Annotated in this window: 11 protein-coding genes; 7 read left to right on the top strand and 4 right to left on the bottom strand. The window is 45.2% G+C overall.

Annotation, left to right across the window (positions count from 1 at the left end; genetic code table 11):
- The first annotated feature begins 34 nt into the window (after positions 1-34).
- On the top strand, positions 35-577 hold the full coding sequence (locus AKN87_RS07900; RefSeq protein ID WP_053100607.1) for a rhodanese-like domain-containing protein: 543 nt from the start codon (positions 35-37) through the stop codon (positions 575-577).
- Between the two features lie 539 nt (positions 578-1,116).
- Here AKN87_RS07900 and AKN87_RS07895 read toward each other — a convergent pair.
- The gene (locus AKN87_RS07895) at positions 1,117-1,974 is read right to left on the bottom strand and encodes an NAD-dependent epimerase/dehydratase family protein (RefSeq protein WP_053103071.1); all 858 of its coding nucleotides are present in this window, start codon (positions 1,972-1,974) and stop codon (positions 1,117-1,119) included.
- A gap of 73 nt (positions 1,975-2,047) precedes the next feature.
- On the opposite strand from AKN87_RS07895, the gene AKN87_RS07890 reads away from it, so the two are divergent.
- Genes AKN87_RS07890 through AKN87_RS07880 form a run of 3 tightly spaced genes read left to right on the top strand, consistent with a single transcriptional unit; the run spans position 2,048 to position 6,278 of the window.
- On the top strand, positions 2,048-2,971 hold the full coding sequence (locus tag AKN87_RS07890; RefSeq protein WP_053103070.1) for a hydrogen peroxide-inducible genes activator: 924 nt from the start codon (positions 2,048-2,050) through the stop codon (positions 2,969-2,971).
- Positions 2,972-3,001: 30 nt separating this feature from the next.
- Positions 3,002-5,074 (top strand): ATP-dependent DNA helicase RecG, encoded by a 2,073-nt coding sequence (recG, locus tag AKN87_RS07885; protein WP_408033280.1) that lies wholly within the window; start codon positions 3,002-3,004, stop codon positions 5,072-5,074.
- Between the two features lie 43 nt (positions 5,075-5,117).
- Positions 5,118-6,278: an iron-containing alcohol dehydrogenase gene (locus AKN87_RS07880; protein WP_053103068.1), complete on the top strand. Its 1,161-nt coding sequence runs from the start codon at positions 5,118-5,120 to the stop codon at positions 6,276-6,278.
- A gap of 1 nt (position 6,279) precedes the next feature.
- Here the strand turns inward: AKN87_RS07880 and AKN87_RS07875 are convergent, their stop codons facing one another.
- Entirely contained in the window at positions 6,280-6,942 is a 663-nt protein-coding gene (locus tag AKN87_RS07875; protein ID WP_053103067.1) for a YdcF family protein, read from the bottom strand.
- Positions 6,943-7,391: 449 nt separating this feature from the next.
- Between AKN87_RS07875 and dctP the strand changes: the two genes are divergently transcribed.
- From dctP to AKN87_RS07860, 3 genes are all read left to right on the top strand, one after another.
- Complete coding sequence (gene dctP / locus AKN87_RS07870; RefSeq protein ID WP_053103066.1) at positions 7,392-8,411, top strand: TRAP transporter substrate-binding protein DctP; 1,020 nt, start codon at positions 7,392-7,394, stop codon at positions 8,409-8,411.
- Between the two features lie 87 nt (positions 8,412-8,498).
- Entirely contained in the window at positions 8,499-9,203 is a 705-nt protein-coding gene (locus tag AKN87_RS07865) for a TRAP transporter small permease (protein WP_080995536.1), read from the top strand.
- Complete coding sequence (locus AKN87_RS07860; protein ID WP_053103065.1) at positions 9,200-10,507, top strand: TRAP transporter large permease; 1,308 nt, start codon at positions 9,200-9,202, stop codon at positions 10,505-10,507. Before AKN87_RS07865 ends, AKN87_RS07860 begins: the two co-directional genes overlap by 4 nt.
- A gap of 911 nt (positions 10,508-11,418) precedes the next feature.
- On the opposite strand, the gene AKN87_RS07855 is transcribed toward AKN87_RS07860, so the two are convergent.
- A complete protein-coding gene (locus AKN87_RS07855; protein WP_053103064.1) occupies positions 11,419-12,909 on the bottom strand; it encodes a CoA-acylating methylmalonate-semialdehyde dehydrogenase in 1,491 nt (496 codons plus the stop codon).
- A 42-nt stretch (positions 12,910-12,951) separates the two neighbouring features.
- Complete coding sequence (locus tag AKN87_RS07850) at positions 12,952-14,295, bottom strand: aspartate aminotransferase family protein (RefSeq protein WP_053103653.1); 1,344 nt, start codon at positions 14,293-14,295, stop codon at positions 12,952-12,954.
- Between the last annotated feature and the right edge of the window lie 117 nt (positions 14,296-14,412).

Raw genomic sequence — 14,412 nt, 5'->3', positions numbered from 1 at the left:
CGTGCTGTACTGTCTTTGAAAATAAGGAATGACCATGAAAAAACTAGTATTAGCCACCTTGATCAGCTTTGCTTCAGTAGGTGCGATGGCCAGTGAGCTGGCCATTTCTGCGGTAGATGCTTACGCCAAAACTCAGCAAACAGAGCGCCCAGTCTTATTGGTTGATGTGCGTGATCCGGTAGAGATTATGTTTGTTGGCGCCACTGATGCTGCAGACATTAATATTCCTTTTCTATTGGTAGATCGTAACCAGTGGAATGCAGAGCGTGGGATTTTTAAAATGTCGCGCAATGAGCAATTTGTCGAGCAAGTAAAGGCTGCGCTTAAACAGCGGGGCTTACCGGAAACCACTGAGGTGATCACCATGTGCCGTTCAGGCAGTGAACGGGGTGAGCCTAGCGCGAAGTTATTGCAAGAGGCTGGCTTAAGTAATGCGCGCTTTGTTGAGCATGGCTTTCAGGGGGATGCGATTAAACAAGGTGAACAGAAAGGTTTTCGTCTCAAAAATGGTTGGCAGAACTCGGGGTTACCTTGGAGTAAAATGAGCCCAGAGAAAATATTTAAGCCAAGTAAGTAACAGCCTAATGAACAAAAGGGAAGCTTAAGCTTCCCCTTTTAGGTTCTGGTTGTTTGTTATTTTTATTGCAGCTTTGTTGTTGTTATTTTGCTGTTAGGGTGCTTGAAAATCTCAAGCGAATAGCAAACGGATTGCTTTGGAAGCGGGTCAGCAACAGGTAGTCATTGATGTTGGCAGCTGCTTTAGCAGTTTTTGTTGTTCTCTTCATCAAATCGGACTGTTTGCTTGTTGTATTATTATTTAACCTTCTCCAAAAAAATCAGTTAGCTGCGGCTCTTACTTATTATTGTTGTTGTGTTCGAGTCGTTACGTTTTATTGTTATTAGGGGTAGTGCTTGTTGTTATTGTTGTACAAATACTAAAGCAGTTAACGTGCCATAAAAAATAAATCGTTAATAAACAATGGCTTATGTTTTTATTGAAAGTAGCGTGAGTGACTGCGGCTAAAAAGTGTTACTTTTCTACACCATAACTGTTACCGCGTGCTGGGTAGTGGTGGAACCACATTGAGGTGACTGCTAAGCATGCGATACAGCGGTTTAATTTCCTGCCTTTAGCAGTGCACGATAGCCTTCTTGGTAGCTGGGATAGATTGGCTGCCAGCCCAAGGCCCGTGCTCGTGCATTACTACAACGCTTACTACCTGCGCGGCGTAGGATAAGCTCCGATGACTGTCGGTTAATTTGCAGCTGTTGGCGTAACCAGTTAATCACCTCAACTAACTCGCTGGGCGCGTTATCCACGCCTAGGTAACAATGGGCTAAGGTTGTACCAGCGTGTTGGGTTTTGAGTAAATGAGTAATGAGCTGGGCGGCATCTTCAGCATGAATTCGATTAGTGAACACTTGAGTAGGGGCAGCGGTAGCGCCTTGCTGTACTTGTTGGATTAAACGCTGTCGACCAGGTCCGTAAATACCGGCTAGCCTAATGCAAGTAGCAGCAAAGGGGCTGTTCAATACTAACTGCTCGGCTTGGAGCATGATTTTTCCACTCCAGCGCGTGGGTTCGGTTGGCGAGTCCTCATCTAGCCATTGATGATCTTGTTGAGCATATACTGCAGTACTTGAAGTAAAGAGTAACCGTTTGGGCTGTTGTTGGTGTGCAGTTAACCACTGACAGACATGCTGCAAACCGGTTAGATAAGCCGCTTGATAGCCAGACTCGGTGTGTTGTTTGGCAGCAGCGCTGTAAAGCACGTAGTCTATAGCCTGATCTGGCCATTGGCTGGGACACTGGGCTTGGGTTAAATCAGCTTGAATTGGAATCACGCCAGTTGGCAGTTGATCGATTGTTTGTCGTAAACCATAGACAGTCCACTGCTCGGCTAATAATCGCTTGGCCACACGCGAACCAATATCGCCACAGCCGACAATAATGATGCTTGGGTGAGTGCTCATAGTTAACTCATTTAATATGTAGGAAAAAAACCAGTAAAATTATGCAGATACTTATTTCACAGGAAACGCGCTAATGACTCTAACTGAACTCCGCTACATTGTAACCTTGGCGCAAGAGCAGCATTTTGGTCGCGCTGCAGAACGTTGCCATGTGAGCCAGCCAACCTTATCGGTAGGGGTGAAAAAGTTAGAGAGTGAGTTGGGTGTTTTAATCTTTGAGCGCAGCAAAAACGCGGTGCGGGTCACTCCAGTCGGTGAAGGCATCGTAACCCAAGCGCAAAAAGTATTAGAGCAAGCGCAAATGGTTAAGGAGCTGGCGCAAGCAGGAAAAAATCAGTTGGCTGCGCCTCTGCGGGTAGGGGCAATTTATACTATTGGCCCTTATTTGTTTCCGCGACTGGTGCCTAGTTTGCATCAAGAAGCACCAGAGATGCCGTTATATATAGAAGAGAACTTTACCCATGTGCTGCGTGACAAGCTGCGTAATGGTGAACTTGATGCGATTATTATTGCGTTGCCATTTCAAGATGCGGATATTTTGACCAAGGCTCTGTATGAAGAACCTTTTTATGTGCTGATGCCAGCGGACCATGCCTGGACTAAAAAGCAGACGATTCCCAGCGAGCTGTTGAACAGTAAAAGTTTATTGCTGTTAGGTGAAGGGCATTGTTTTCGCGATCAGGTGTTAGAGGCATGCCCAACGGTAATGCAAGAGGCCGATCTGAATAAGTACACTACGGTTGAAGCAAACTCCTTAGAGACCATTCGCCATATGGTGGCCTCTGGTTTGGGGGTTTCGGTATTGCCGCAGTCTGCAGTGAAAAGTCATCACTATGCGCCAGGCGTGTTGGCTGTGCGTCCTTTAGCTGACCCTGCGCCAACTCGTACCGTGGCGATTGCATGGCGTGCCAGTTTCCCACGACCCAAAGCAATTGACATGCTAGCCAATGCGATTGAAAACTGTACTCAAAGTTTAGCTAGCGAAATCCTGAGTTAAAGGTAGCTATTAGAGACTGCGCCCATGACGATGTTATTAACCCATACCCCCGTTACCACCTTAAAGGGTGTGGGGGCAGCCATGGCCGAAAAGTTAAAAAAAGTCGGCATTGAAAGCATCCAAGATGTGCTATTTCATTTGCCGTTACGTTATCAGGATCGTACCCGAATCACTCCAATAGGGGCTTTGCGCCCAGGTCAGGATGCGGTGATTGAAGGGCAAGTAATGGCGGCTGATGTTGTTATGGGCCGGCGGCGTAGTTTGATTGTACGTTTACAAGATGGCAGTGGCGCCATTAGTTTGCGTTTTTTTCATTTTAGTTTTGCCCAAAAAGAAAGTTTTAAAGCTGGCAGCTTAGTGCGCTGTTATGGTGAAGTGCGCCCCGGGGCTTCAGGACTAGAGCTTTATCATCCTGAATATCGCACTCAAACAACAGGGCTAGCACCACCTATTGAGCAAACGTTAACTGCAATTTATCCAGCCACCGAAGGTTTAACTCAAGCTAGATTACGTGGGTTTGCTGAGCAGGCACTGGGCTTATTAAGTGAGCATAATTTACCTGACTGGTTGCCTGTTGCCTTACGGCAAACGCTGAAACTTGGCGGATTAGTTGAGGCGATTCGCTATCTACATCAGCCTCCACCAGATGCCGATTTAGAGCAGCTAGCCGAAGGCGCGCATTGGTCACAGCAGCGCTTGGCCTTTGAGGAGATTTTGACCCATCAATTATCACTACAAAAACTGCGTGAACAGATGCGTGCTCAGGCAGCGCCTGCGTTGCTCTTGGCGCGGCAACTGCCCCAGCAATTTTTAGCAAATCTAGGTTTTGCACCTACGGCGGCGCAGCAGCGAGTAGGACAAGAAATTGCCTATGATTTATCGCAGCCGTTACCGATGCTGCGTTTAGTGCAAGGCGATGTGGGTGCAGGCAAAACCGTGGTCGCCGCCTTGGCTGCTTTGCAAGCATTAGAAGCTGGTTACCAAGTGGCATTGATGGCACCGACCGAGATTTTGGCGGAGCAGCATTTTCTTAATTTTAGCCGTTGGTTAACGCCGTTAGGAATTGAGGTGGCTTGGTTAGCGGGTAAGTTAAAAGGCAAAGCGCGCAGTAGTGCGTTACAGCAAATCGCCCAAGGTGCCCCGATGGTGGTGGGTACTCATGCGTTATTTCAAGCGGAAGTGCAGTTTAAAAATCTGGCATTAGTCATTATTGATGAGCAGCATCGCTTTGGCGTTCAGCAACGCTTAGCCTTGCGTGAAAAAGGAGTAGAAGGCCGCCTCAGTCCGCACCAATTGATTATGACGGCGACTCCGATTCCACGAACTTTAGCGATGAGCGCTTATGCTGATTTAGATACTTCAATCTTAGATGAATTGCCGCCTGGACGTACCCCAGTCAATACGGTGGTGATTAGCGAGAGTAGGCGGCCTGAAATTATCGAGCGAGTGCGCGCGGCCTGTACCTCAGGGCGGCAAGCCTATTGGGTTTGTACCTTGATTGAAGAGTCAGAAGAGCTGACTTGCCAAGCAGCACAGACTACCTATGAAGAGTTAACCCTAGCACTGGCTGGACTGCGTGTGGGACTTATTCATGGGCGTATGAAACCCGCCGAGAAAGCCGAGATCATGCAGCTATTTAAGGACGGCGAGCTGCAATTGTTAGTGGCAACTACGGTGATTGAAGTGGGCGTAGATGTGCCAAATGCCAGCCTTATGATCATTGAAAATCCCGAGCGTTTAGGTTTAGCCCAGCTCCATCAGTTACGCGGACGAGTCGGGCGTGGGAGTACGGCGAGTCATTGTTTGCTGTTGTATCACACGCCTTTGTCGCAGATTGGGCGTGAACGGTTAGCTATTATGCGAGAAACCAATGATGGATTTGTTATTGCTGAGCGAGACCTTGAATTGCGTGGACCAGGCGAAATGTTGGGTACTCGGCAAACAGGCTTGCTGCAATTTAAAATTGCCGATTTAATGCGTGATAACTATTTATTGCCTTCAGCTCGTGCTGCTGCCGAGCAGGTGGTACAGCACCATCCTGAGATTATTCAGCCGCTGCTGGATCGCTGGCTAAAAGATGGTCAGCAGTATGGCCAAGTGTAGATAATTCTAGATTCTCGAACCAGATAATGGAGGCATCACGCCGATGCAAAGCTTTAACTTTTATAATCCGACGCATATTGTATTTGGTGCAGGGCGGGTCAGTGAGCTGGCGCATTTAGTGCCTACTGGGGCTAAAGTGATGGTGCTCTATGGCGGAAATAGCGCCCGCCAACATGGCACCTTAGATGAAGTCGAAGCAGCATTAAGTCAGCACGAGCTGCATTTATTTGGCGGCATTGAGCCCAATCCCAGTTATCAAACGTTGATGCGTGCAGTAGCACAAGTACAGCAATTGCAGATTGATTTCTTACTGGCGGTAGGTGGTGGCTCGGTAATTGATGGTACAAAATTTGTTGCCGCTGCTGCGTGTTTTGCTGGCGATAATCCATGGGATATTTTGCAGCAAGGCGGTAAAAATATTACTCAAGCATTGCCCTTTGCCAGCGTGCTGACTTTGCCTGCAACGGGGTCAGAAATGAATCGAGGCGGAGTGATTACTAACCTAGAAACGAAAAGTAAGCGCTCATTTAGCAACAATTTACTGTATCCCCAGTTTTCGATTTTAGATCCAACGAAAACCTATAGCTTGCCGGATAAGCAGGTAGCTAATGGTGTCGTTGATGCTTTTGTGCATGTAATGGAGCAGTACTTAACCTATCCAACCCAAGCGAAAGTACAGGATCGTTTTGCTGAAGGGCTGCTGCAAACTCTGATCGAAATTGGCTTGCCAGCGATTCAACAGCGTGAGAATTATGAGTTACGGGCGAATCTGATGTGGACTGCTACCTTAGCGCTGAATGGGCTGATTGGAGCAGGCGTGCCACAAGACTGGTCAACCCACATGATTGGGCATGAATTAACGGCTCTATATGGACTGGATCATGCGCAAACCTTAGCCATCATATTGCCAAGCATGTTGGAGTATCGTCGTGAGCAAAAGCAGGGCAAGTTGCTGCAGTATGCTGAACGAGTGTGGGGAATTACAGACGGCGCGCCTGAGCAACGAATCAGTCAAGCGATTGCTAACACCCGTGATTTCTTTGAGTCCTTAGGAGTGGCGACCCGTTTGCGTGACTATGGCCTAGATGAGACAGTAATTGAGTCTGTGACTGAGCAATTACGGCAGCATGGCATGCTGAACTTGGGTGAGCACCGTGATCTTACGCCTGTGGATAGCCAGAATGTGCTGCGCTTAAGTCTCTAGCTTATCGGGGGACTTCTATTGGGCGTAATTCTGCTTGATAGAAGTCTGGCTCGATTAATTTGCGCGCAAAATGTCCAATAATTAAATAGCTTTCTTTTAGATACAGCTTCAGTTTATCAGCCTTGGAATAGCTATTAAATTTTGAGCTAGGGGTGGGGGAAAGCTGTACTGTTAAACCAAGATCCCGGGCCATAATGCCTGCGCGGGCTAAATGAAAGTAATCACTGACTAGAATCACCGAGTGAATCTGCTCTTGTTGCAATAAAACATGGGCATTTTTTAAGTTATACCAGGTGTCGCGGGAGGTTTTTTCGTAAGCGATATCTTTGGCTGCCACACCTTGTTTAATCGCCCAGCGCGCGCCCACTTCACCTTCACTGGCCATATCCGCGCGTAAGGTACCGCCGGTGAAGATCAATTTTTGCGTGGTACCGGCTTGGTACAAGTTCACCGCATGGCGAATACGTTCTTTAAACACCGGCGATGGATTATCGCCCCAAGCCGCAGCGCCGAGCACAATAGTGGCGGGCGCCGGTTGCACACTACGTTCTTGAGCACAATACCAAACATAGCCGACCAAACTCGCCATCCCCAATCCACCAACTAAGGTGAGAATCAGCAATAATTTGATTAAGCGAATGAGAGGATGGGAAGTCACAGCCATGGTGCTGGGCAAGCCTTGGATTAGAAAATAGTCAGGCCTTAGAGTACGTTTTCTAAGGTTTTCATACAAGAAGGAGTAGAGCAAATACTGCTGAGAGAAAAGGGAGCGTGCTGTCAAAAATTGGTATTTGTTTTTAATGGATTAGCGCTATTAGCTGTATTGCTAACAGTGAGTCGCTTAGCAAATAGTATAGGGTGCGTAGGCTTTGTGGAAGATTCAGTAGCAGCAAGCAATAGCGCTCAAGCCCATAGGACTAGGGCTAAAGGTTTGGCGGAAAGGAAATATTAGGTTGGAACTGTTAAGTAGGGGCTTAACTTAACTTAATTTAATTTAAGTTTAATCGTTGTAACCAACCGTACAGACTGAGATTGGCTCTACAGCAAACTCTCTATGGGCTTTACTGTAGAAGCGGACTGACCACAAATATAATAATGTCGGAGTTTCTGCAAATGATGAATTTCAAGATCAAGCCATTGATTGGTTCCTGTCTACTCGCGGCTTCGCTGATGTTGCCCACTTTACAAAGTACGCAAGCTGCTGAAAAGCTAATGCTTGGACATGCCTTTCCCTCGGAGCACATTTTTCACTTAACCTCAGCTACCTTTATGGATGAGTTAAAAAATAATGGGGCAAAAATTAATGTGGATTATCACCCCGGAGGTTCATTAGGCGACTGGGCTTCGATTTTTGAGCAAAGCATGGAAGGCGTAGTGCACATGACTATGAGCTTTGGCTCTTCAGAGTTTGATCCGAGACTCGACCTTACCTTTATGAGCTACATTGTCAGTGATTGGGATCAAGCTTTTAAGGCTTATGGCCCCAATGGAAAAATGACTGATATTTACAATGAGATCTTAGGGGAGATGGATTTAGCAGTGCTCGGCATTATCCCTACGGGATTTGGCTCTATTGCGATGCGTAAAGGCAATAAAGCTGAGCCGGTTAATTTTCCACAAGATGCTAAAGGGATCAAAATCCGTGTGCCTGCAATTCAAGTGGGTATCGAGCGCTTTAAAAGCTTAGGATTTAATCCAGTACCTATTCCATTGTCTGAACTCTATACCGCTTTACAGCTAGGTACAATTGATGCTACGGGTATTCAAACACCATCGGATATTTGGTTAATACGTGATGTAGTGGAATCTTATATTTTAACTAAAGATTATTTTGAGCACGCATTTTGGGTGGTTAATAAATCTTGGCTAAATAAGCTCTCTAATGAGGATCGAGAAAAGTTATTTGCAGCAGCAGAAAAAACCATGATTAAAGTTTGGGATGAAGCTCAAGCAGTAGATGCAAACTTCTTAGAGAAAGTGGAAAAATCAGGGGTTAAGATTGTAAAACTGACTCCTGAACAGGATGCGCAAGCGAAAAAACTAGTCTATGCCCACGAATGGCCTTTCATGGAAAAAGCCCTTGGATCAAAAATCATGGGTGTTTTGCGAGAAATAGCAGAGCTAGAAGATTAGTTTCATCGTTGATTTGCTGTGCAGTATAACCGCTATATTTGGCTATAGCGGTTATCTATCCTAGTATCTAGAAGTAAGGTTAGTGACATGAGTAATAGTCATTCAATTCCTGTAAAAAAACCGCTAAGTGTAATTAAGATATATGATTACGATCCAGACTTAAGCGCTTATCCTATTCCTCCTCATCTTCATGCTATTCCTGAGCAAGCGCGTAATAAGTTAGATAAATATTTAATGCGCTTTGAAAAGGTATTGAATGCCTTGTTTTGCAGCTTAATGATCTTAGCAGGCTTATCCTTAGCAGGGTTAGTTTTTGCTCAAGTGATTATGCGCTACTTTATGGACTCTTCGTTTAATGGTATCGAAGAAACTTCGATTTTATTAGCTGTTTGGATCTATTTTTTAGGTATGGGCTATGCCACTCGAGAGGGAGAACATATTCGAGGTGGTATTGTTAGCTTAGTGATTAAAGATCCACAAAACGTCGCTTATATCCGTTTCTTTGGTTCTATTATCTGCATGCTTGCCGCCTGTATTTTTGGCTATTTTGCTTATAGTTATGCCATGAATGAGATTGTAAAAGGGCGTGTGAGTCCAAGCCTGCGTTGGCCTAGAGGGATTTGGAGTGCCAGCATGATTGCAGGATTTGCCATGATGGTTGGGTATTTTTTATTGGAGGCTATTAACGAGTTTCGTGATCTGAGTCGACGATTAACAATACGTAAGTTCAGGCTAGAGCAAAAACGCTCTTCTGCGGCGCATGTAGGGGCTGTGCAGGAGGGTGGGCAATGATTTTATTTCTAATTGCGATGGCTGTGATTATCACGCTGGTTTTATTAGAGGTGCCCGTGGCATTTGCCTTTGGGATAGGGGCTATGCTGTTTGCCTTTACTACCGGCAATGATATTTCATTTTTAATTCCCCACGGCTTTAAAACTGCCAGTGGATTTGCCCTGATTGCCTTGCCATTGTTTATCTATGCAGGACTATTAATGGCAGAAGGCGGAATTTCTGAGCGCTTACTCAAGTTTGTTAATGCCTTTGTAGGACGCATTAAGGGTGGTTTAGGTGCCGTTACAGTTCTGACCTGTGCATTATTTGGGGCGATTTCTGGGAGTTCTTCTGCAGCCATTGCTGCGGTAGGGCAAATCATGATTCCGCGGATGATTAAAGAGGGCTATCCGCCTGGCCATGCTACCGCTTTGGTTGCGTGCTCTTCAGTATTGGCTCTGTTAATTCCACCTAGTATTCCAATGATTGTATTTTCTATTACTGGTGGAATTTCGGTTGGGGCTGCTTTTCTATCTACTATTATTCCAGGTGTTCTCTTAACAATCATTTATTGCTTACTCAATATGTGGTTTTTAAGGAATAATACTGAAATTAAGGTTGATCCACCGTTACCTTTTAAAGCGGTAGCCAAAGAAGTAGTGGTAAGTGGCTATCACGCAGGCTTTGCCTTATTAATGCCAATTATTATTTTAGGCGCCATTTACAGTGGTGTAGCTACACCCACTGAAGCAGCGGCTATTGCAGTGATTTACTCAATACCTGTAGGGTTATTTATTTATAAAGGTATGACCTGTAAAAGCTTAGGCAAGGTAACCATTCGTGCGGTGACAATGACCGGGTCAATTATGGCGGTTTTGTTCTTCTTGTTTATCATGAGTCGTACCATGATTTTAGAACAAGTACCTCGTGACTTGGCTCAAGCATTACTGCAAATTTCAGATAATAAATACGTCATCTTACTGCTAATTAACTTGCTGCTATTAGTGATAGGTATGATCGTGGATGATATATCTGGCAGTGTGCTGGCAGCGATTATTTTCTTGCCCATTATTAATGAATTAGGAATTGATCCTATTCATTTTGCTGCAGTGGTCGGTGTGAACTTAGGTTTAGGTAATATATCACCTCCTTGTGCGCCTATGCTGTATATGGCAGGAGGGGTAAGTAAGCTTTCATTAGATAAGTATATTAAGCCTACTTTAAAGTTTATTTGCTTGGGACACTTACCTATGGTGTTTTTAGTGACCTTTGTACCTGAGCTTTCCTTATACTTACCTAAGCTATTAATGGGCTATACAGGCTGATTAATTAAATACTGGCTATAGCTAAAAGCAGCGCCGACGGTAAGTTGGTGCTGCTTTTTTATATTTAAAGTTTTTCATGTTGACTGATTTTGGTCTCAGCATTAAGCGCTAGCTGTGATGTTAATAAGAGTTTACTCTTTTAGATATTTGGTGCTCTTGGGAACTTTATTTTTGTTCGGTGGAGGATTGGTTCAATAAGCTGAACGTATATTTTGCCTCGCTCCTATAAAATTTATGAAGTAATACTAGTTTTAAGTTTGCGGCTGACAATAGCGCTATAAGATAACTATAGAGATTACAAGAACGACATACTAATTATATGAGCGATTATTGAAGCTCTCAAAGAGAGCTTGCAAGATATATCTCTACAGGATTGATTAGTACCACAATAATATTCTACTGTGGTACTGATAAAGTCTAGCGCTGGATACTGTTTTACGCCTGAATGATAGACAGCAGGATCAACGTATAGGTTTATTAACTATGTTTATTAAACTCACCCATAAGGGGCAGTGCTATGGATACTGATGCTGTTAGAGGGAATGAAGGTAAAAAACTATTAATTACAACTTGGGCTTTGCTTGTGTCTTGGTATGGGTGAATTCTTTAGGTTGTTTTTTTCTAAATTGATCTGTGTAGCTCAGCGGTTACTTAACTTGGCGGTTGCCTCAGCGCTAATTTTTGCAGTTGGAAAAGAGTGTCGCTAATAGGTAAGTAGGTGACGAGTTTTGCTGTAGCAGGTGAAATTAAGTCGAGTAATAAAGAGTCTGTGAGCTCAAAGCCTGTGAAGCTGTGTCTTGAGAGTGCTGATGGGAAATTACTAGTCCCTAAAACGACTCAGGCGCAGCTGAATGCTGCGCCTGAGTGTTGGAAAGCTCCTTAGTAATCAAACTGAGGAGTTGAAGGCGTAATTAAGAAGGAAAGGCGAACTGCGCCCCTTCGCGTACGCTCGCTGAAGGCCAGCGTTGGGTAATGGTTTTACGGCGAGTGTAGAAACGTACAGAATCAGGACCATATGCCGATAAATCACCAAATAACGAGCGCTTCCACCCTCCGAAACTATGATAGGCAACCGGTACTGGCAGTGGCACGTTAATGCCAACCATACCCACTTGAATGTTATCCGAGAAGTAACGAGCAGCCTCACCATCACGGGTAAAGATACAGGTTCCATTGCCGTATTCATGATCATTGATCAGCTGCATAGCTTCTTGCATGCTGTTGACACGCACAACTTGCAATACTGGGCCAAAGATTTCTTCTTGATAACTGGTCATGTCTGGCGTGACGTTGTCGATTAGGGTACCGCCAACAAAGAAGCCATTTTCATAGCCTGCTACCTTTGGCTGACGTCCATCAACTACGATGGTGGCGCCTTGTTGCTCAGCGCTATCAATGTAGCCAATTACTTTTTGTTGATGAGCTTTAGTGATCAGCGGTCCAAAATCATTGCTACTGTCTGAGTAAGCACCGACTTTGAGTGGCTGCATAGCTTGCTGCATTTTAGCAACTAATGTATCTGCCGTTTCTTGCCCAACTGCAACTGCGACAGATAAGGCCATGCAGCGCTCACCTGAAGAGCCAAAAGCGGCACCCAATAAATGGTTCACTGCATTGTCCATGTCAGCATCGGGCATGATAATGGCGTGGTTTTTAGCGCCCCCTAATGCTTGGCAGCGCTTGCCATTCGCACTTGCGGTTTTGTAGATGTACTCAGCAATAGGTGTTGAGCCAACAAAGCTTACCGCTTGGACCCGTTTATCTTCTAATAGTGTATCAACAGCTTCTTTATCCCCGTTGACCACGTTTAGTACGCCTTCAGGTAGGCCAGCTTCATGTAATAACTGAGCGATAAAAAGAGCTGAGGTTGGATTACGCTCAGACGGTTTTAACACAAAGCAGTTGCCGCAGGCGATGGCCATGGGAAACATCCATAAAGGAACCATGGCCGGGAAGTTGAAAGGAGTAATGCCTGCCACTACGCCCAAAGGTTGAAACTCGCTCCACGAGTCAACATCAGGCCCTACGTTACGGCTATGTTCACCTTTAAGTAATTCAGGTACACCGCAGGCATATTCGACGTTTTCAATCCCACGTTGTAATTCGCCCATTGCATCATGGGAAATTTTTCCATGCTCTTCGCCAATTAGGGCAGTAATTTTCTCAGCATTTTGCTCAAGTAATTCTTTAAAGCGAAACATGACACGGGCTCGCTTTAAAGGTGGAGTATTGCGCCAAGCTGGGAAAGCTGCTGCTGCTGCCGCAATTGCTTGCTCAACTGTATCTTTACTTGCCAGTGCAACTTGCTTACTTACTTGCCCTGTGGAAGGGTTATAAACGTCCTGGGTCCGAGCGTGATCTTCTATCATCACGCCATTAATTAAATGCCCAATAGTAGTCATGTTACGCCTCTTAATTTTATTGTTATGGTTATCGTTAGGTAATTAATCAAGTTCGTTGATGGAGTCAGCAATCGCATTGATAACGCGATCAATTTCCTCTGCTTCAACGGTAAATGGCAAACCAAGCTGGATGGTGTCACCGCCATAACGCACGTAGAAACCTTTCTCCCAGCATTTCATGGCAATTTCATGGGGACGACGAGCGGGCTCTCCTGGGTAGCTTTCAATTTGCAATGCTCCAGCTAAACCGTAGTTACGAATATCACTGATGTAGCGCGTGCCCTTTAAGCTATGTAAGGCATTCTCAAAAATAGGGCTCATGGCTTTTGAGCGCTGAATAAGCTGGTCATTTTCTAAAATATCTAATGATGCTAAGGCAGCGGCGCAGGCGACGGGATGCCCAGAGTAGGTGTAACCATGGGGTATTTCGACCATGTATTTAGGGCCACCTTGATCCATAAGTGTTTGATAAATTTCTGCGCTTGAAATGACCGCACCCATAGGAATAGCGCCGTTGGTTAGCTGCTTAGCAACGTTCATCATGTCAGGCACAACGCCAAACTCTTCGGCAGCAGTCATAGAGCCAACTCGGCCAAAAGCAGTAATTACTTCATCAAAAATCAGCAAAATATTGTGTTGATCACAAATCTCGCGTAAACGTTTTAAGTAGCCTACCGGGGGAGGCAATACACCGGCTGAGCCTGCCATGGGCTCAATAATAACTGCGGCAATGTTTGAGGCATCATGTAAAGCAATTAGCTCTAATAAATCTTCAGCACACTCCACACCTTTTTCCGGCATACCACGAGTAAACTGATTTTCTGGTAAGAGCGTGTGACGCAAATGGTCAGCGTCAACTCCTAAACCAAAGATTGCACGGTTACCGCCAATTCCACCAACACTTAAGCCACCAAAGTTAACACCATGATAACTTTTGGCACGGCCAATTAGCTTAGTTTTAGAGGGCAAGCCTTTTTTACGCCAGTAAGCGCGAGCAATTTTTAAGGAGGTATCAGCACTTTCGGAGCCGGAGCCAGTAAAAAATACATAATCTAAATCGTTTGGCATCAGCTCACGGATGCGGTGAGCGAGTTCAAAAGCTTTAGGGTGCCCGTGTTGAAAGGCTGGGGCATAGTCGAGTTGGCGTAACTGTTTGGTTACGGCCTCAGTAATTTCTGGGCGATTATGACCGGCACCACAGGTCCACATACCGGATAGACCATCAAAAATTTTACGTCCATCAGCACTTGTATAGTAAGCGCCATCTGCGCCCACAATCATACGAGGGTCAGCTTTAAACTGACGGTTGGCGGTATAAGGCATCCAGAATGCGTCAAGCTGCTCTGGGCTGAGTCCAGCTGTTTTGCTGGGATCTAATACAGACAGTGGAGTAAATACAGACATAGGGCACCTCTATTAATATTTATTGTTAGCGAAGGTATTTTTAACAGATTGAAAGTTAAGTTAAATACATCTGTTGTTATCTATAGGTAAGGGTTTTCT

This window comes from Thiopseudomonas alkaliphila (assembly GCF_001267175.1).
Lineage (GTDB): Bacteria > Pseudomonadota > Gammaproteobacteria > Pseudomonadales > Pseudomonadaceae > Oblitimonas > Oblitimonas alkaliphila.
This window is presented reverse-complemented; position numbering and strand designations above follow the sequence as displayed.